The 17,274-nt window shown below is 59.4% G+C and carries 18 protein-coding genes; 11 read left to right on the top strand and 7 right to left on the bottom strand.

What is annotated here, in order from left to right; genetic code table 11:
- Positions 1–34 precede the first annotated feature (34 nt).
- Positions 35–427, bottom strand: a complete 393-nt coding sequence (locus ACU0FH_RS01850; RefSeq protein ID WP_446193101.1) for a DUF4440 domain-containing protein — start codon at positions 425–427, stop codon at positions 35–37.
- Between the two features lie 38 nt (positions 428–465).
- On the opposite strand from ACU0FH_RS01850, the gene ACU0FH_RS01845 reads away from it, so the two are divergent.
- From ACU0FH_RS01845 to ACU0FH_RS01825, 5 genes are all read left to right on the top strand, one after another.
- A complete protein-coding gene (locus tag ACU0FH_RS01845) occupies positions 466–933 on the top strand; it encodes a YbaK/EbsC family protein (RefSeq protein WP_446193100.1) in 468 nt (155 codons plus the stop codon).
- 138 nt (positions 934–1,071) lie between these two features.
- Positions 1,072–1,497 (top strand): DUF2852 domain-containing protein, encoded by a 426-nt coding sequence (locus ACU0FH_RS01840; RefSeq protein WP_446193099.1) that lies wholly within the window; start codon positions 1,072–1,074, stop codon positions 1,495–1,497.
- A 70-nt stretch (positions 1,498–1,567) separates the two neighbouring features.
- Positions 1,568–2,011: an RDD family protein gene (locus ACU0FH_RS01835; protein ID WP_446193098.1), complete on the top strand. Its 444-nt coding sequence runs from the start codon at positions 1,568–1,570 to the stop codon at positions 2,009–2,011.
- 64 nt (positions 2,012–2,075) lie between these two features.
- Complete coding sequence (locus ACU0FH_RS01830; RefSeq protein WP_446193097.1) at positions 2,076–2,897, top strand: arginyltransferase; 822 nt, start codon at positions 2,076–2,078, stop codon at positions 2,895–2,897.
- 150 nt (positions 2,898–3,047) lie between these two features.
- The gene (locus ACU0FH_RS01825; RefSeq protein ID WP_446193096.1) at positions 3,048–3,767 is read left to right on the top strand and encodes a tellurite resistance TerB family protein; all 720 of its coding nucleotides are present in this window, start codon (positions 3,048–3,050) and stop codon (positions 3,765–3,767) included.
- Positions 3,768–3,849: 82 nt separating this feature from the next.
- Here the strand turns inward: ACU0FH_RS01825 and ACU0FH_RS01820 are convergent, their stop codons facing one another.
- From ACU0FH_RS01820 to ACU0FH_RS01810, 3 genes are all read right to left on the bottom strand, one after another.
- Complete coding sequence (locus tag ACU0FH_RS01820) at positions 3,850–6,222, bottom strand: TRAP transporter large permease (RefSeq protein WP_446193095.1); 2,373 nt, start codon at positions 6,220–6,222, stop codon at positions 3,850–3,852.
- An 11-nt stretch (positions 6,223–6,233) separates the two neighbouring features.
- Positions 6,234–7,127, bottom strand: coding sequence for a TRAP transporter small permease subunit (locus tag ACU0FH_RS01815; RefSeq protein ID WP_446193094.1), 894 nt, complete (start codon positions 7,125–7,127; stop codon positions 6,234–6,236).
- A 76-nt stretch (positions 7,128–7,203) separates the two neighbouring features.
- Positions 7,204–8,292 carry a TRAP transporter substrate-binding protein gene (locus ACU0FH_RS01810; RefSeq protein WP_238371175.1) on the bottom strand — a complete coding sequence of 363 codons (1,089 nt, stop codon included), beginning with the start codon at positions 8,290–8,292 and terminating at the stop codon, positions 7,204–7,206.
- 684 nt (positions 8,293–8,976) lie between these two features.
- On the opposite strand from ACU0FH_RS01810, the gene ACU0FH_RS01805 reads away from it, so the two are divergent.
- Genes ACU0FH_RS01805 through ilvN form a run of 3 tightly spaced genes read left to right on the top strand, consistent with a single transcriptional unit; the run spans position 8,977 to position 11,963 of the window.
- Positions 8,977–10,731, top strand: coding sequence for an acetolactate synthase 3 large subunit (locus tag ACU0FH_RS01805; RefSeq protein ID WP_446193093.1), 1,755 nt, complete (start codon positions 8,977–8,979; stop codon positions 10,729–10,731).
- On the top strand, positions 10,731–11,348 hold the full coding sequence (locus tag ACU0FH_RS01800; RefSeq protein WP_446193092.1) for a hypothetical protein: 618 nt from the start codon (positions 10,731–10,733) through the stop codon (positions 11,346–11,348). The genes ACU0FH_RS01805 and ACU0FH_RS01800 overlap by 1 nt, the downstream gene beginning before the upstream one ends.
- Positions 11,349–11,402: 54 nt before the next feature.
- Positions 11,403–11,963, top strand: coding sequence for an acetolactate synthase small subunit (gene ilvN, locus ACU0FH_RS01795; protein ID WP_238371172.1), 561 nt, complete (start codon positions 11,403–11,405; stop codon positions 11,961–11,963).
- A 61-nt stretch (positions 11,964–12,024) separates the two neighbouring features.
- Here the strand turns inward: ilvN and ACU0FH_RS01790 are convergent, their stop codons facing one another.
- Complete coding sequence (locus ACU0FH_RS01790; RefSeq protein WP_446193091.1) at positions 12,025–12,351, bottom strand: hypothetical protein; 327 nt, start codon at positions 12,349–12,351, stop codon at positions 12,025–12,027.
- 255 nt (positions 12,352–12,606) lie between these two features.
- Here ACU0FH_RS01790 and ACU0FH_RS01785 point away from each other — a divergent pair, with 255 nt between their 5' ends.
- From ACU0FH_RS01785 to ACU0FH_RS01775, 3 genes are all read left to right on the top strand, one after another.
- The gene (locus tag ACU0FH_RS01785; RefSeq protein ID WP_446193090.1) at positions 12,607–13,404 is read left to right on the top strand and encodes a helix-turn-helix domain-containing protein; all 798 of its coding nucleotides are present in this window, start codon (positions 12,607–12,609) and stop codon (positions 13,402–13,404) included.
- A gap of 102 nt (positions 13,405–13,506) precedes the next feature.
- On the top strand, positions 13,507–14,679 hold the full coding sequence (locus ACU0FH_RS01780) for an aromatic ring-hydroxylating oxygenase subunit alpha (protein ID WP_446193089.1): 1,173 nt from the start codon (positions 13,507–13,509) through the stop codon (positions 14,677–14,679).
- Complete coding sequence (locus tag ACU0FH_RS01775) at positions 14,676–14,900, top strand: hypothetical protein (protein WP_446193088.1); 225 nt, start codon at positions 14,676–14,678, stop codon at positions 14,898–14,900. The genes ACU0FH_RS01780 and ACU0FH_RS01775 overlap by 4 nt, the downstream gene beginning before the upstream one ends.
- On the opposite strand, the gene ACU0FH_RS01770 is transcribed toward ACU0FH_RS01775, so the two are convergent.
- Positions 14,901–15,650 carry a DUF2189 domain-containing protein gene (locus ACU0FH_RS01770; RefSeq protein WP_446193168.1) on the bottom strand — a complete coding sequence of 250 codons (750 nt, stop codon included), beginning with the start codon at positions 15,648–15,650 and terminating at the stop codon, positions 14,901–14,903.
- A gap of 68 nt (positions 15,651–15,718) precedes the next feature.
- Positions 15,719–17,110, bottom strand: coding sequence for an amidase (locus tag ACU0FH_RS01765; RefSeq protein ID WP_446193087.1), 1,392 nt, complete (start codon positions 17,108–17,110; stop codon positions 15,719–15,721).
- Positions 17,111–17,274 lie beyond the last annotated feature (164 nt).

Genomic DNA, 17,274 nt, shown 5'->3' with positions numbered 1-17,274 from the left:
GACGCAATCATGACGCGCGCGGCGGCGCAAGGGTTCAAGGAGCCTCGACCGGCGTATCCTGCGAGAAGAGGTTGCGCCATCCCTGCCCCTGTCGCTGCCAGAGAGAGGAGACATACATGTCATGCCAGTCCTGCCCGCGCCGGAACCGCGCGCGATAGGACAACATTGCCAGAGCCGGCGCATAGACCTGAATGCGCGCCTCGCTCAGCGCGTATTCGGCAATGCTCGGCCCCGCTTCAAGCTGGGAAACATGGCCTTCTCGGTCGGAGAACCCGCTTGGATAGACGCCAAGAAAATCGGGTGAAAGCGCCGCGCGATCGGCCTCGGTATCGCCCCGGGCCAGCGCCTCCCAGACCGAGGTCTCCAGCGCCAGCATCTCGGCAAGGTCCGGGGGTGGATTTTCGCTTTGCAACATGGTTTTCAACATGCACGCCCGTCCTGCCGCGTCAATCGAGAGAAACAAGAATGAGCAAGAGCCTGAAACGAGTCCGTGCCGCCCTTGAAGCCGCAGGTGAAACGCCGGACATTCGCGAAACCGCATTGGCCCGCACTGCACAGGATGCCGCCGATGCGCTGGGCTGCGGAGTCGATCAGATTGCCAAGTCGATCATCTTTCGCGGGACGGAAAGCAACGAGGCGCTGCTTTTCGTGACGGCGGGTGGCAATCGCGTCGATGCGGGCAAGGCCACCGCGCTGGCGGGCGAACCGCTCGACAAGGCGGATGCCGCGCTGATCCGGGCCCAGACCGGCTTTGCCATCGGCGGCGTTTCCCCGGTGGGCCATCTGAACCCGATCCGCAGTTTCCTTGACCCGCGCCTGATGGATTTCGATGTGATCTGGGCCGCAGCCGGTACGCCGCACCATGTCTTTTCCATCGCGCCGCAGCGCCTGTCGGCACTGACCGGGGCCGAATTCGTCGAGTTCACCGAATAGCGGCCGCCCCGGCCCGGTTCGGCGCAATAATGTAAATTCTTTTCACATCACCTCTTGCAGAGGGCCAGATGGCTTCCCATCTGTCGTAATGTGAAAGACATTCACATCCACATGATCCAACACCGGAGACTGACGACGATGCAAACACTGACCAGCACTGCCCACGCCCCATCGCCGATGGGCTGGCTTTCCAAGGCCGAACACTGGCTCGACACACGCGGTAAAGGCGCGTGGATCGCCGTGATGGTACTCGGTTTTGTCTTCTTCTGGCCTGTAGGTCTTGCCCTTCTTGCCTATATGATCTGGAGTAAACGCATGTTCAAATCTTCCTGCAAACGCCGCTCGGCATGGAATTCGACGCAATTCAGCATGTCTTCGACAACCGGGAACAGCGCCTTCGACGCCTACAAGGCCGATACCCTGAAACGGCTCGAACAGGAGCAGCATGATTTCGAGGCCTTCCTCGAGCGTCTGCGCGAAGCCAAGGACAAGGCCGAGTTCGACCAGTTCATCGATGAACGTGCCCGCAAGACCGAAGATAACGGCACCGAATCGACACTTTGACCGATATTTATGCAATCCCTGCGACCGGCGGGGATTGCCGCTTATTGCTAAACAAAGGACTCTAACGACCATGTCAGCCCTGCCCGATGCGGATCGACAGCCGCAATTTTACGAAAACGTACCGGCTAAGCGTCTCATCGCCTGGATTGTCGACACGATCCTGATCGTGTTGCTCTCTCTGGTCGTGGTCGTGCTGACCGCCTTTGTCGGGCTCTTCGTCTGGCCCATCCTCTACCTGACAATTGGATTTATTTACCGAACGGTAACCATCGCAAACGGCTCTGCCACTTGGGGCATGCGCTTTGTCGGGCTGGAGTTGCGCGACATCAACGGACGGCCTTTCGACCTTTCGCTGGCTTTTCTGCACACCTTTGGCTATACGCTCAGCATGGCCGTGCCGATCCTTCAGGTCATCTCGGTAATCATGATGATGACCGGGTCGCGGGCGCAAGGCCTCACGGATTCCCTACTCGGTTCGGTCGCGCTCAATCGCCGCGCATCGGCCCTGAGTTAACTTCGCCACTTGGCGGGGCCGTATCGCGTTGTTATCATCATTGAAACAGTACGATGAATGATTAATGCGCCACACTTTGCCGATAGCTCCGCAGTTCTATGTAACTGCGCCTCAGCCCTGCCCTTATCTTGAGGGCAGGATGGAGCGTAAGCTGTTCACGGCACTGCAGGGCGAAAACTCCGACAAGCTGAACAACTCGCTCTCGCAACAGGGCTTCCGCCGGTCGCAGAACGTGTTGTACCGCCCGTCCTGCGCGGAATGTTCCGCTTGCCTATCAGCGCGGATCGACGTGTCGCGGTTCAAGGCCTCGCGCAACCAGCGCAAAGTGATCTCGCGTAATGCCGGAATCCATCGCAAGGCCACCTCCCCCTGGGCGACCGAAGACCAGTACGAGCTATTTCGCCGATATCTCGATTCACGTCACGCGGATGGCGGCATGGCGGATATGGACGTGTTCGAATTCGCCGCGATGATCGAGGAAACCCCGATCCGAAGCCGGGTGATCGAATATTCCGATCCCGAAGAAAACGAGATGATCGGTGTCAGCCTGACGGACGTGCTCGATGACGGGTTAAGCATGGTCTATTCCTTTTACACCCCCGACCGTCCCCGTGCGAGCCTTGGCACCTACATGATCCTTGATCACGTGCAGATTGCCCGCGATGCGGGGCTACCTTACGTCTATCTCGGCTACTGGGTGCCGGGCAGCCAGAAAATGGATTACAAGTCCAAGTTCTCGGGGCTTGAGGTCTACCTGGGGGGCGAATGGCAGCAGATGCGCGACCCTGCGGCCTATTCCTCGGACCTGCACCCCCTGTCGACCGATCCGATTGCCGAACAGGTCGCCAACATCAACCTTCCCGACCGCCGTCCGACTAACGGCTGAAGCCGTTCTATGGCGTTGAAATGACGGCGGATATCTGCCGGTTTCTCCTGCGAGGAACAGGTGCCTCTCCCCCCTCGCCGCAGCTTTCTTGATTTGCCGCGCCCGCGTGCCCACCTCGGTTACAACCGTATTTGCACAGGGAGATTTACGATGGATATCAACAGGCTGCTGGACAGTTTTCTGGGCTCGGGCCAGTCCGGTCAGGGCGGGTCGAAACAGGGAACATCTGTCAGCGACCGGATGTCGAACCTGCCCGGCGGGCTTGGCGGCGGTGCCGCAGCCGGTGGCATGATCGCGCTGCTGCTCGGCACCAAGAAGGGCCGCAAGCTGGGCGGCAAGGCGCTGAAATACGGCGGGCTCGCCGCTGTCGGCGGGCTGGCCTACAAGGCCTATCGCGACTGGCAGACGAACCAGACCTCGGGCACCGAGGAAGCCCCGCTGAACCTGCCGAAGCCGCCTGCGAACAGCGGCTTTGATATCGAGAACGATCAGGATGCCAGCGGTCAGGATTTCCGCCTGTCGCTGATGCGCGCGATGATTTCGGCCGCCAAGTCGGACGATCACATCGATCAGGACGAACACATGCGCATCCGCGAGCAGATCGAGCAGCTGGGCCTTGGTGCCGAAGAGAAAGCCGCCCTGTTCGACTGTTTCTCGGCCCCCGCCGATGCCTCGGCCACCGCGCGGCTTGCCCGGACGGATGAACAGCGCGCCGAGATTTATCTGGCCTCGGTTCTTGCGGTCGATCCCGATACACCCGAGGAAAAGGCCTATCTAGACGATCTGGCACGCCACCTTGCCATGCCCGACGGTCTGCGCGGGCATCTTGATCTCGAGGCCAGCGCCGCGCGGAAGCAGGTTCTGGAATAAACCCGACCGACAGCCTGAAACGAAAAAACCGCGCCCCGGAAGAGGCGCGGTTTTCTTATTAAACGAGGAGGATTTACCGGGATCAATATCCACCGAGTATCTGCGGCACGATCGTCACGATGGCAGGGAACAGCCAGAGCAGCCCCAGACCCGCGACCTGGATCAGCACGAAAGGCAGGATCCCGCGATAGATATGTCCGGTTGTCACCTCTGGTGGGGCAACCCCGCGCAGGTAGAAGAGCGCGAAACCGAAAGGCGGCGTCAGGAAGGACGTCTGCAGGTTCACCGCGATCATGATCGTCACCCATTTCGGGTCGAAACTGCCGCCGTAGATGACGGGGCCGACGATGGGCACGACGATGTAAATGATCTCGAGGAAATCGAGGACAAAGCCAAGCACGAACAGCACCAGCATCACGATCAGGAAGACCTTGAATTCGTTGTCAAAGCTCATCAGGAACTGCTGGATGTAATGCTCGCCTCCAAAGGAGATCACCACGAGGTTCAGCAGTTGCGACCCGATCAGGATGGTGAACACCATCGAGGTCACCTTGGCTGTTTCGCGCACAACCGGCCGCAGAACGCCGGTGCGGTAGAGAACCCAGCAGGAATAGGCTAGACCGAAAGCCGCGACCATGTAGCTTGCATAGGCAAGGAAGAACGCGACCCAGCCCTCAAACGTCACATTCGCCTGATTGATCCGCAGGTCAAAGTTCATCCCAAGCAGGATCATCACGACAACGGCCAGCGTGGCCATGATGATGATCTTGCCCGAACCGCCCTCATCCTTGAGCTTCCGATAGGCCGCGAGCATGATCGCCCCCGCCGCGCCAAGCGCCGCTGCCGGTGTCGGGTTGGTGATGCCGCCAAGGATAGACCCCAACACCGCCACGATCAGGACCAGCGGCGGAAAGACGACGCGGATCAGGTCGTTCTTCGCCAGCCGTGCGGCCGCGTGCCGACAGGACCAGAGCGTGATCGCCAGCGGGATCGCCAGCAACAGCACCGTGGCACCGGACGAGGTCAACGGCCCGATCAGCAGCAGATCGACGATCAGAACGAGGACAAGCCCAAGCCCACCCACCAGCAACGGAACCGGTGACGCCATCGGCGCAACGCCGCGCGCCGTGGTGAGGACCAGACCCAGCAGAACCACGATGGTGGCAACGCCGGTGCCGATCGGTGCGGCATTCATTACCGGCACGGCATCGGCCGGTGTTTCAAGCCCGTCTGCTTCGGCAGCATCTTCCGCAGCCTGCGCTTCGGCCTCGGCTGCGGCAGCCGCCCCCGACGCACGCAGCGCCACGGATTCATCCCATTTTTCTTGCCCATGCAGTTCGATCATCGACGCCTGGCACTGTTCGCTGACATTGGTGCGCAGGATCGAAACGTTTTCGGCACCGCTACTGGTGTCTAGATGCCGGTCCTGTGCACCGATCACGCCGATTTCGGCCAGCAGGACTGCGCCACCGATCAGCAGCACCGGCGCGGCCATGAACCAGCCAAGACGCTCGTTGCGAGTCAGCGGGTTGCCTCTGCGCGCATCCAGCGTCACAGCCGGCGCCCGCGACGGGTTCAGCAGCGCGTAGACAAAGGCATAGCCTGCATAAAGCACCGCCAAAAGAATGCCGGGCAGCATGGCTGACTGGAACAGCGTACCGACGGACACAACCGCCGGACGGCCCAAATAGGTCAGCGCGTCGGAACACCCTGCCGCCTGCGCCCGGGCCTCTTGGGCGGTGGAATAGAGATCGCCCGCGAGCGTGCCCAGCAGAACGATCACGATGGACGGCGGAATGATCTGCCCCAAAGTCCCCGAGGCCGCAATAACACCAGTCGAAATCTCGGGCGAATAGCCGTTGCGCAGCATGGTCGGAAGCGACAGCAGCCCCATGGTCACCACGGTCGCGCCGACGATCCCGGTCGAGGCGGCAAGGAAGGCGCCCACCACAACAACCGAAACCGCCAGACCGCCCGGCAGCGGACCGAATACACGCGCCATCGTGGTCAGCAGATCTTCGGCGATCTTGGAACGCTCCAGCACGATGCCCATCATCACGAACATCAGAACCGCAAGCAGCGTCTCGATCGACTGACCGGCAAAGACACGGTCGTTCATGCGGTTGACGATAAAGGACAGGTTGCGGTTCAGCGCCTGTTCCCAGCCACCGTCGAACACCGGCGTTTCGTAGCGTGGTAGCTCGGGGTATCGGAAGACCGATATGGCATCCCTGTGAACGCCGGAATTCACAAGCTGCTGATAGGCGTCCGACCCGGTGTCGATCGCCTGATGGATCAGCAATCCGGCACTGTCGAGCCCGGCGATGATGCCAAAGGAAATGGCACCGGCACCGGAAATGGCGAATGCCACTGGAAAGCCCGAAAGAATACCCGCGAAGAGGCAGAGCAGAACGATGATCAGGCCGATCTCGACGCCGTCTAAACCCAAAAACATATGTCGTTCCCTTAGTGTGTGCCTTCGTAGGCTTCTTCGCCCGCGCCCAGCGTGTCACGGTCGAGATACTTGTTCTCGCTCTCTTCGCCCTCGCGGAATTCCAGCAGCGAGCGATAGAAGAACGCGATGGCGTGGATCAGCACCATGCCGGTGAAGATGACCATCAGGATCTTGAAGAGGAAATAGCCGTTGAACCCGTTCGGCGAGAAGCCGATGGTTTCGACGTTCCATTTGACGATCTGCGCCTTGCGCAGCATCAGGTCGAGCTTGTCGCTCGCCGACACTTTCGGCGTGATCATGTTCCGCCACAGGAAGAACCACGCATAGAGCCATGTCAGAACCCCTGCGGGCACCATGAAGAAGATCGACCCGAACATGTCGATGATCTTCTTGGTGCGGAATTTCACGACCGAATAGACAAGGTCGACGCGCACATGGCCGCCCTGAACAAAGGTGTAAGTAACGCAAAGCGCCACGACCATCGCGTTGTAAAGCTTGAGCTCTTCGGTGAACCAGCCGACCGACTGGGTAAAACCGAAGCCGACCGGTGAAATGGTCAGTTCGCCGAGGCGGAAGATCGATTGCAGGAAAACGATCATCACCTGCTGAAGGACCATAAGCAGACCGACCCAGGCCGCCGTGCGTCCGACCGTGTTGGCGAACCCTTCAAGCACCCGCACGCAGCCCCACATAAAGGCGGGGCGGATCAACCCGATGATGGTGATCACCAGAACGATATCGAAGACGGCAAAGAAAAGTTCGACCGAAGCGCCGTAATAGATGAACCGGATCAACGCCTGCTTGTCGGACCAGTCCAGCCAGAGGGCGGGATGGGAAAGGGCATAGAATATGTTGTAAAAGCCAAGCGCAATATTCTGCACCAGCCAGATCAAAGCGTCGCCCATTCGGATTTGCCCCTAGGTCTGAAAAGGTCGCGCGCGGAGACCGCGCGCGACCGGTTTATAACACGTTTGAAGCAGATTACATCGACGCAAGAACGCGGTTGCGCTCGCGCGAGTAGAAGCTGTCGGACACCGAGAGCCAGCCCGAGGAGGCGCGCATCGACGCCTGTGCGGAATCGTGGATCTTCTTGAAGGTGTCATCGCTGGTGTAGCCGTTGAGCAGCTCGACCGAAGCCGCACCGAAGGCATCCCAGACATCGCTGGAGAACTCGTGGATCTGCGTGCCGCCCGATTTCAGACGCTCGAGCGCGGGACCGTTGTTCGCGATGAACTGTGCATAGTTGGCCTGATGCGCTTCACCGGAAACCACCTCGATGGCTTTCTGCTGCGCCGGGGTCAGGCTGTTGAATACTTCCAGGTTGACCGCAACCGACAGGGCCGCACCAGGCTCGTGGAAACCGGCCGGGTAGTAGTGCGGGCAGACTTCCTGCAGACCCAGCTTTTCGTCCGACCACGGGCCGATCCATTCGGTCGCGTCCAGAGCACCGGTCGACAGCGCCTGGTAGATTTCGCCGCCGGGCAGAACCTGAACCGAAGCGCCCAGTTTCGACAGGGCTTCGCCGCCCAGACCGGGCATACGGAACTTGAGCCCCTTGAAGTCATCTGCCGAGGTAACCGGGTTGCGGAACCAGCCGCCACCCTGCGCGCCAGTCTGACCAGCAAGGAAGGAACGGATGCCAAAGATCTCGCCCAGCTCGTGGTGCAGCGCCATGCCGTCCTGACCATAGTACCAGGTCATGATTTCCGGCGCGGTCATGCCAAAGGGCACCGCGGTAAAATAAGCGAAGGCCGGGTGCTGACCGACAAAGTAGTAATCCGCACCGTGGTACATGTCGGCCTGACCTGCAGTCACGGCGTCGAACACTTCCAGCGCGCCGACGAGTTCGCCCGCTGCCTTGGCTTCAACCGTCACCTGCCCATCGGTGATCTCGGTGATGCCCTGCGCGACGCGCTCGACCGAATCCCAGACACCGGCAAGGCCGCGCGGCCATGTGGTCACCATTGTAAGGGTCCGCTTGCCCTGCGCATAAGCTGGTGCGGCCAGGGTCGTGGCGGCAGCTGCAGTGCCACCCATTGCCGAAGTCTTCAGAAAAGAACGACGATCCATAGAGTACTCCTCCCATGAACTTTTTTGTTATGCCCATGCTCTTGCGACAGGGCGGTTCGTTAAAGTGGTGCTACACTACTGAAAGGGGCTTCAAAGGGAATACCCCTAACGCTCGGTAAGCGCACAGATTTTCAGCCATCTCCGATTTTTTTTGCCCAAATGTCGCACAACCTTCATTCAAACCTTGCACAAATGTTGCGGGCTTGCCGGACGGGCTCTCCCAGATGTTGTCCGCAGCCCGCGTTCTGGGAAATGATTCGCCACTCGGATGGTCCCACACGCCAGCAACGACCCGCCAATCTGCGCCGAAATAAAGAAGAAGGTACTGGCTTCGCGGCCACCCTTTTGGCCCTCGCGACGTAAACACCTGCCGCAGCACCGGCAACATTAATGAATATGTCTTGCCAGACGTGCCCCACGCAATAAAATGTCAAAAACCCCACAACCAGCATCACTTTTTCTTCCCGATTGCCGGTTGACGCCCCTGCATGACGCCCATACAGTCCGCCCAGCACAAAGGAGTCTCTAGGAATGAAAAGCCTAGTCGTCATCGTAGGAAGCATGCGCATGGGCCGGTAACGGTAAACCATATTAAGACCCATGCGCCTCCGACACCCTCGGGGGCTTTTTTGTGTTCAAGGACAGGTTTGGAAAACCGGTGATGTCGCGGATGGAGCTAGACAAATGAAACGAGAAATGACCGGCGCAAAGATGGTCGTACAGGCGCTTAAGGATCAGGGCGTCGATACGATCTTTGGCTACCCGGGCGGGGCCGCTCTGCCCATTTATGACGAGATCTTTCAACAGAATGACATTCGCCACATCCTGGTGCGTCATGAACAGGGTGCCGTGCACGCCGCCGAAGGCTATGCCCGCTCGACCGGCAAGGTCGGCGTCGTCCTCGTTACCTCGGGGCCCGGGGCCACAAACACCGTGACCGGCCTGACGGACGCGCTGCTCGACTCCATTCCGATCCTTGTGATCACCGCGCAGGTGCCGACCTTCCTGATCGGCTCGGACGCGTTTCAAGAGGCCGATACCGTCGGCATCACGCGCCCCTGTACGAAACACAACTGGCTGGTCAAGGACACCAACGCGCTTTCCGGTGTCATTCACGAGGCATTCCACGTGGCGACCCACGGGCGCCCCGGTCCGGTCCTGATCGACCTGCCCAAGGACGTTCAGTTCGCCACCGGCACCTATGAGGCGCCGAAACCCTCGACCTCGCATTACCAGCCGCGCGTCAAGGGCGACATGGAAGAGATCACCGAACTGGTGGCCGCCATCGAAAAAGCCAAGCGCCCGGTCTTTTATACCGGCGGCGGCGTCATCAACTCGGGCCCGGCGGCAAGCCAGCTTTTGACCGAACTGGTGGATGCGACGAACATCCCGGTGACCTCGACCCTGATGGGCCTTGGTGCCTACCCGGCGAGCGGCAAGAACTGGCTCGGGATGCTGGGTATGCACGGCCTATACGAGGCCAACCTCGCCATGCATGGCTGCGACCTGATGATCAACATCGGTGCACGCTTCGACGACCGTATTACCGGACGCATCGATGCATTCAGCCCGAAATCGATCAAGGCGCATATCGATATCGATCCGTCCTCTATCAACAAGGTGATCAAGGCCGATATTCCCATCGTCGGTGATGTGGGCCACGTGCTTGAGGACATCCTCAAGGTCTGGAAATCGCGCGGCCGCAAGACAGATACTGAGGCGCTGGTGAAATGGCACCGCCAGATCGACGAATGGCGCAAGGTGAATTGTCTTGCCTACACGGCTTCGGAGACCTCGATCAAACCTCAGTACGCGCTGCAACGGCTCGAGGCGCTGACCAAGGATCGCAAGGACCGTTTCATCACGACCGAGGTCGGCCAGCACCAGATGTGGGCGGCACAGTTCCTTGGCTTTAATCAGCCTAACCACTGGATGACCTCCGGGGGGCTTGGCACAATGGGTTATGGCTTCCCCGCGTCGATCGGCGTTCAGATGGGCCATCCTGATGCGCTCGTCATCAACGTCGCGGGTGAGGCTTCGTGGCTGATGAACATGCAGGAAATGGGCACCGCCGTGCAGTACCGCCTGCCCGTCAAACAGTTCATCCTGAACAATGAACGGCTTGGCATGGTGCGCCAGTGGCAGGAACTGCTGCATGGCGAGCGCTACTCGCAAAGCTGGTCCGAGGCCCTGCCCGATTTCGTCAAGCTCGCCGAAGCCTTTGGCGCCAAGGGCATTCTTTGCAAGGACCCCAAGGATCTGGACGACGCGATCATGGAGATGATCAATCACGACGGTCCGGTGATCTTTGACTGCTTTGTCGAAAAGCACGAAAATTGCCTGCCGATGATCCCGTCGGGCAAGGCTCATAACGAGATCCTGCTTGGCAATGCCCAGACACAAGACATCATCGACACCAAGGGGTCGGTTCTGGTCTGATGCGGGGTCTTCGCCATCTTGCACTGGCCTTTGGCGTGTTCCTTGGCCTGACCTTTCCCGGTCAGGCGCAGGAATTCGCCGGGCTTGACGTGGGACAACCGTTTGCCAATTCGGCGCGGCTGGGCATTCCAGCCGGACAGCAAAAGCATCTTGGCTATGACGTGAAACGCTGGATGCGCCCGAACGGGATCGACCTGTCTGTTACCGGCGTGCCCGGCGGACCGATTGTCTACATGGAAAGCTTCCCCCGCCCCGAGGCCCCGGCCATTCCGGGCGAGGGTCTGCGTTTTAAGGTGACGACACTTGGCAAGGCGCTCGAAATGCTGGGTGCACCCGGGTTCTATTATACCGGTCGAGGGCAGATGGCGACGTTCGGGCCGAACGACGTTTGGTTCCATTCCTACGCGCTGCACGACCGGCACGACGTCATCGTGACCTTTGCCTTTGCAGCTCCAACACAGAACCGTCGATATAACCCCGACGGCACGGTGATCGAAAACACGAACGCGCTGCTCGATAGCATGATCATCGCCGATTACGGCTATCAGCTGCGCATCTGGGGAGGCGAGGCCATCGCCCGCCCCGGCTATCAACGCATCAACCTGAATTACCAATAACGGGCACCGCCCCATTCTCGCCGCCCCGCGGGACACAAGACGAAAGGTTCACCGATGAACGCCCTACAGATCAAGAAAGGCGCGACCAAACATTCCGCCTATAACCTGCGCCCTACCTTCTCCGAAATCGAGGAACGCCACACGCTCGCCGTGCTGGTCGAGAACGAACCCGGGGTGCTGGCCCGCGTGATCGGACTGTTTTCCGGGCGCGGCTACAACATCGAAAGCCTCACCGTGGCCGAGGTCGACCACACCGGACACCTGTCGCGCATCACCATCGTGACCAAGGGCACGCCGCAGGTGATCGAACAGATCAAGGCGCAGCTGGGTCGCATCATCCCGGTGCACGAGGTGCATGACCTCACGGTCGAAGGGCCCTCGGTCGAGCGCGAACTGGCAATGATGAAAGTGGTCTGCGATGGCGACAAGCGGGTCGAGGCACTTCGGCTCGCCGACATCTTCCGAGCCAATGTCGTCGATACCACGCTGCACAGCTTTATTTTCGAACTGACAGGCGCCCCGGAAAAAATCGACGCCTTTGCCGATCTCATGCGTCCGTTGGGCCTATCCGAACTGGCCCGGACCGGCGTTGCCGCCCTGTCGCGCGGCGAATAACACAAAGCATAAGGGCGTCCGTGCGAAGCGGGCGCCTTTGTCTAATACTACTGTTCCAAGATTAAGCCTTCAGTTCCGCCATCTCGGCAAATTCGATGATCTTGGCACCGCCGTGATCGTCCGGTTCTTTATCGGCATTGGCGCGGTTCAGCGCCCGAGCGAGACAATCGGCCAGCGGATTGACACCACCCTCGACGACCAGTCGCGGGTTATGCGCATAGCGTTGCTGCGCGTTCTGGGTGATGTCGAACTGCACCCAGTCACCGGCATGGATACTGCCCGAACCATGCTCTGCGGTCTGGCGACAATAGGCCAGATCACCCTGATCTTCGCACCAGATCACTGCCTGACGCTCGCTCCTATCGCTCCAAAGCACAATTCCGTACATATCCGGCCTTTCGTCCTAAATTAGACGTTGTGACATATGTTTACACGTTCACATTGGGTTAAAATGCGGCTTCTCAACAAGTGTAATTGGAAAACTTTAACTTGAAATTTGTGTCATATTTGAGCACATATGACGTTAGTTAGCCACAATTATGACACTATTTGGCGTCAGAGCTTGAACAAGGAAAATTGTTTGGTGTTAGACTGACTTGGCCTTATTCTTTAAGAGCTTTTTCGAGAGCGGCTTAGGACAGAGATGAACCAGATATCCAGATCCCCGGCTGATCTTCGCGACATGTTCGGCGCGAACCTGCGCCGATTGTCCAAGCGCTATAGCTCAATCTCCGAACTCTCCCGGCAACTGGGCATCAACCGGACACAATTTAACCGGTACTTGTCCGGCGAAAGCTTTCCCAGACCGGATGTCCTAGACAGAATCTGTCGGTTTTTTGGCGTCGACGCCCGCATCCTGCTCGAACCGGTGGAATCGCTCACCACCAACAACCATGTTATCAGCGGTCCGTTCCTGTCTGATTTCCTCGCCAATGGAACGCGGAACATCCCCGAAGAGTTCTTTCCCTCCGGTTTTTACTGTTTCTACCGTCGCAGTTTCCTGAACACTTCTCTTTTCCTGCGCGGTCTCGTGCATGTGTCTCGCTCGGACCAGATCACCCATGTGCGCGGCTTCGAGGCGCGTGAAGCGATGCGCAGCCAGGGCCTGTCCGAAGATCTTCCGTCGCGCGAATTCCGCGGCTATGTGGCCCGTACCGAAGACGGCGTGACCATGATGATCTCACGCCGTCACGCGCTCAGCTCCACCTTCAATTACCTGTCGCGCATATCTTCGTTCGAGAACAACTTCTGGTCCGGCTACGTATCCCGCTCGATGCGCGAAAGCCCCGGTGGCATTCGCGTCACGCGGATGATCTATGAATATCTCGGCAATGGCTATGCCAAGGCGCTGCCGACCGCTAGAAACTGCGGCTTCATTCAGGAAAGCGACCTGCTGCCGTTTCACCGGCGCCTTCTGCAGCCGGATGAACCTTTCGCCTGAAACGACCAGATTTGTCGCCATGAGACAGGTGCAGGTCGTGATTTAATCGGACAGGCAGGGATTTCCTGCGGAAAATGACCCCGTCACAAGGGGAAACATGCCATGTCCAGCGAACCGACAAATCTCTCCGCCGTTCGTCGTCCGATCGAAACGGCCCATGGTCTCCCGAATGCCCATTACACCGATCCGGCCATTTTTGCGGAAGAGACTCAGGCGCTTCTCGCCAGCCAATGGGCCGGGCTTGCCGTGGCGGGCGACGTACCGGAACCGGGCGATGCTGTGCCGCTGGAATTCCTCGGCATGCCGCTGCTGCTGATCCGCGACCGCGATGGCGTGGTGCGCGTGTTTCAGAACATCTGCCGCCACCGGGGCATGATCCTTGTCGATGCTCCCCGCAAGATCGAAGGCGCGATACGCTGCCCCTATCACAGCTGGTGTTATTCCACGCAAGGCAGGCTCGTTTCGACCCCGCATGTGGGCGGCCCCGGACAGAACACCCACGAAGGCATCGACCGCGCGACGCTTGGCCTGATTGAGGTGTCGTCGCATATCTGGCGCGATATCGTCTGGATCAACCTGTCGGGCACCGCCCTGCCCTTTGAACAGGCCATGCACAAGATGATCGACCGCTGGGCGGAGTTTGACCAACCTCTCTTTCACGGCGGCGACGACAGCCGGTTCGATCTCTCCGTCAACTGCAACTGGAAGCTTGCGGTCGAAAACTATTGCGAGAGCTATCACCTGCCTTGGGTACATCCCGGGCTGAACAGCTATTCCCGCCTTGAAGATCACTATCATATCGAGGAACCCGGCGAATATTCCGGTCAAGGAACGCTTGTCTATCGACAGATCCGGTCTGAAAAGGACGGCAGCGTGTTTCCCGATTTCGAAGGGCTTAGCAGCAAGTGGAATGAAGCAGCCGAATACATTTCGGCCTTCCCCAATGTCCTGCTGGGCGTACACCGCGATCATGCCTTTGCGATCATCCTGACCCCGGAAACCCATGACCGCACGACGGAACATGTGCACCTATACTACGCGACGCCGGATACCGACCCTGACCTGCGCGCTCGCAATACGCATCAGTGGAAGCAGGTGTTCGAAGAGGATATCTTTGTCGTCGAAGGCATGCAGAAAGGCCGCCACAGCCCGGGTTTCGACGGCGGGCGGTTCTCGCCGGTGATGGACGGGCCGACCCACCTTTTCCACGACTGGGTTGCGCTCAAGATGGATCAGTATCGAAACGGACCGCCGGGTATCCGGGCCGCGGAATGACCGCTCCCACCGGATCGCTTGAAACGCGCCTCCTCGAAGCTCATGCGCTGGACGACCGCACAGCGCTGGTCACCCTTTATGCCGAGGCCGCCGATACCGCGAACAATCCTACCGCCTCGGGCTTTTACCTGACGCATGCCTATGTCTACGCGCTTGAAACGGCGCATCCTCTGGCGGACAAGTTGCATTTCCGGCTTATCGCCGAAGGGCGGGATGCTTGATCAGTGGGGATCCGGCCCGTAGCTCAGCAGGCTGTATAAATGCCATGTCGCATGCCCCAAGAGCGGCAGAACAAGGAACAACCCGATGAAATAGGGCAACAACGCCCAAAAGGTCATGATCGCGATCAGGAAAGCCCAGCCGAACATGACCAGCGGATTGGCCAGAACATATTGAAACGACGCGATCATAGCGGTCACGAAATCAACCTCGCGATCCAAGAGCATCGGCAGGGACAGCACCGTTATCATGTACAGCAGCGCGGCAAACCCGGCCCCGACAAAGCTGCCGACCAGCAGCATCACCAGCCCGTTTGCGCTGAAGAAGACCTCGTAGGATGAGGACACGTTTGTCATAACGGAAAGGCCCATGAACAGCGCAAAGATCATATGTCCAAGGAAGAACCAGAACAAAAAGACCACGACGATGATGGCGCAGATTGACGGAAGCTGTCGGCGGCTTTGCTGAAACACGACGCCAAAGATTTCGGACGCGCGTAAAGGCTCACCGGTTTCGAGCCGCCGCGAGACCTCGTAAAGACCGACCGCCGCAAAGGGACCGATCAGGGGAAAGCCAATCGCCGCAAGCACCAGCCAGAAAGTCGTGCCGGTTGCATAGGTCACGGCAAGCATGGCCCAGCCGCCCAGCACATAGAACCCGGCAAAGCCCAGCCCGTAGAGCGGCGCGCGTGTCAGATCGGACAGGGCGCGCCCCAGAACGGTCTTGATGTCCTGCCATTCGGCCCGGCGCATTTCCGGTGTACCGAAATCATACTCTTTGTGTCCAGGTATCACCCCCCATTTTCCTCCCCTTGTCGTGGCTAAAACGCCGGACGCTTCCCAGGCCAGCCTGTCGCTTCGTGATAGCTCTCACCCATGCCCAGAATCTTGAGGTCGCTGTCACGCGGACCAAAGATTTGGATACCCGCAGGCAGTCCGCTCTCTCCAAACCCAGCGGGCATGGCAAGAGCGGGCAGTCCCAGCAGGCTTACCGGCGTTACCACCTGCATCCAGCGGTGATAGGTATCCATCGCGATACCGTTGATCTCGGTCGGATAAGGCTTGTTCACATCAAAGGGCCAGACCTGCGCGGTTGGCAGAACCAGCGCGTCATACTGCTCGAACAGGGTCACCGCCGACTTGAACCAGTCAGAGCGGATGACGCTGGCGCGATGCACCTCCATCGCGCTCATCGAGAGTCCGCGGTCAAGTTCCCAGATGGCCGTATCCTTGAGCACCTCGCGTTCGAGGAGCTGAAGCCCGGCCGCAACCGACCATGACCGCAGATTGATCCAGCTTTCCCAAAGCGCGTCCGCGGAAAACGGCGGTGCAACATCTTCGACAGTTGCACCGAGTTTTTCATAAACGCCAAGCGCTTTGCGAGACAGATCGAGGATGCCGGGCTCTGTCGGAAAGGCGCCACCCCAGTCGCCTAGCCAGCCGATCCGCATCCCCTTGATATCCAAGGGTTTCAATGGCGCAGCAGGTGTATTGTCGGCCCGGTGCGGCAGACGGGGATCAGGGCCCGACATGACGTCGAGCAGAATGGCGATATCGGCGGGGCTGCGCGCCATCGGGCCAAGGGTTGCAAGCTGGTGCAGGAAGTTATCGCCTATGGGTTCGCTCGGCACCCTTCCGAAACTGGGCCGGAAGCCGTAGACGTTGCACCAGCCTGCCGGGTTGCGCAGGCTGCCCATCATGTCTGACCCGTCCGCCAGCGCCAGCATGCCCGCCGCCAGTGCCGCTGCGGCACCGCCCGACGACCCGCCACAGGAAAGCTCTGGCGCATACGGGTTGCCCGTCGCCCCGTAGACCGGGTTGAAGGTATGCGATCCAAGGCCGAATTCGGGCGTGTTGGTCTTGCCAATCAGGATTGCCCCGGCCGCGCGCATACGCGCCGCGACAAGATCATCCTTTTCCGGCACGAAATTCGCGAACTTGGGAGAGCCATGCGAGGAGACGATGCCTTTGACGTCCATCAGATCCTTGATGGCAATCGGCAAGCCGTGCAGCGCCCCCTTGCTCTCTGACTTATCAGCCTTTCGCGCTTCGGCCAGCAGATCATCGGCCTCGCGCAGCGCGACGATGGCATTGACCTTGGGATTAACCTCGGCAATCCGTGCGAGCGTTTCCTGCATCAGGCTCTCGGCACTTAACGCACCCGAGCGCAGATCTGACAGAAGGGATGCAGCGGAAACAGTAGAGAGATTCATCGGCAGGCCTTTGATAGTTCTGCGCAAGCCTATCCTCTGGTTTTTCCGCTGAAAAGCAGTAGTGACATGTCCGGCGGTTCAAACCGCCGATCACGGACATGCCCTTTCGGGCGGACGCATGATCCGGGATGCGGCCGCTATCCATGGAAAAGAGCGGAGGTCTG

It is taken from the genome of Heliomarina sp. (assembly GCF_052826185.1).
Note: the sequence above shows the minus strand (reverse complement) of the source record. Positions and strands in the feature narration are given on the sequence as shown.

Excerpts from the sequence above, each read along its gene's own strand:
- ACU0FH_RS01800 (WP_446193092.1), top strand. The coding sequence starts at position 10,731 with ATGCGGGGTCTTCGCCATCTTGCACTGGCCTTTGGCGTGTTCCTTGGC.
- ilvN (WP_238371172.1), top strand. The coding sequence starts at position 11,403 with ATGAACGCCCTACAGATCAAGAAAGGCGCGACCAAACATTCCGCCTAT.
- ACU0FH_RS01825 (WP_446193096.1), top strand. The coding sequence starts at position 3,048 with ATGGATATCAACAGGCTGCTGGACAGTTTTCTGGGCTCGGGCCAGTCC.
- ACU0FH_RS01845 (WP_446193100.1), top strand. The coding sequence starts at position 466 with ATGAGCAAGAGCCTGAAACGAGTCCGTGCCGCCCTTGAAGCCGCAGGT.
- ACU0FH_RS01785 (WP_446193090.1), top strand. The coding sequence starts at position 12,607 with ATGAACCAGATATCCAGATCCCCGGCTGATCTTCGCGACATGTTCGGC.
- ACU0FH_RS01790 (WP_446193091.1), bottom strand. The coding sequence starts at position 12,351 with ATGTACGGAATTGTGCTTTGGAGCGATAGGAGCGAGCGTCAGGCAGTG.
- ACU0FH_RS01805 (WP_446193093.1), top strand. The coding sequence starts at position 8,977 with ATGAAACGAGAAATGACCGGCGCAAAGATGGTCGTACAGGCGCTTAAG.
- ACU0FH_RS01830 (WP_446193097.1), top strand. The coding sequence starts at position 2,076 with ATGCGCCACACTTTGCCGATAGCTCCGCAGTTCTATGTAACTGCGCCT.
- ACU0FH_RS01820 (WP_446193095.1), bottom strand. The coding sequence starts at position 6,222 with ATGTTTTTGGGTTTAGACGGCGTCGAGATCGGCCTGATCATCGTTCTG.
- ACU0FH_RS01775 (WP_446193088.1), top strand. The coding sequence starts at position 14,676 with ATGACCGCTCCCACCGGATCGCTTGAAACGCGCCTCCTCGAAGCTCAT.
- ACU0FH_RS01810 (WP_238371175.1), bottom strand. The coding sequence starts at position 8,292 with ATGGATCGTCGTTCTTTTCTGAAGACTTCGGCAATGGGTGGCACTGCA.
- ACU0FH_RS01850 (WP_446193101.1), bottom strand. The coding sequence starts at position 427 with ATGTTGAAAACCATGTTGCAAAGCGAAAATCCACCCCCGGACCTTGCC.
- ACU0FH_RS01815 (WP_446193094.1), bottom strand. The coding sequence starts at position 7,127 with ATGGGCGACGCTTTGATCTGGCTGGTGCAGAATATTGCGCTTGGCTTT.
- ACU0FH_RS01770 (WP_446193168.1), bottom strand. The coding sequence starts at position 15,650 with ATGCGCCGGGCCGAATGGCAGGACATCAAGACCGTTCTGGGGCGCGCC.
- ACU0FH_RS01840 (WP_446193099.1), top strand. The coding sequence starts at position 1,072 with ATGCAAACACTGACCAGCACTGCCCACGCCCCATCGCCGATGGGCTGG.
- ACU0FH_RS01765 (WP_446193087.1), bottom strand. The coding sequence starts at position 17,110 with ATGAATCTCTCTACTGTTTCCGCTGCATCCCTTCTGTCAGATCTGCGC.
- ACU0FH_RS01835 (WP_446193098.1), top strand. The coding sequence starts at position 1,568 with ATGTCAGCCCTGCCCGATGCGGATCGACAGCCGCAATTTTACGAAAAC.
- ACU0FH_RS01780 (WP_446193089.1), top strand. The coding sequence starts at position 13,507 with ATGTCCAGCGAACCGACAAATCTCTCCGCCGTTCGTCGTCCGATCGAA.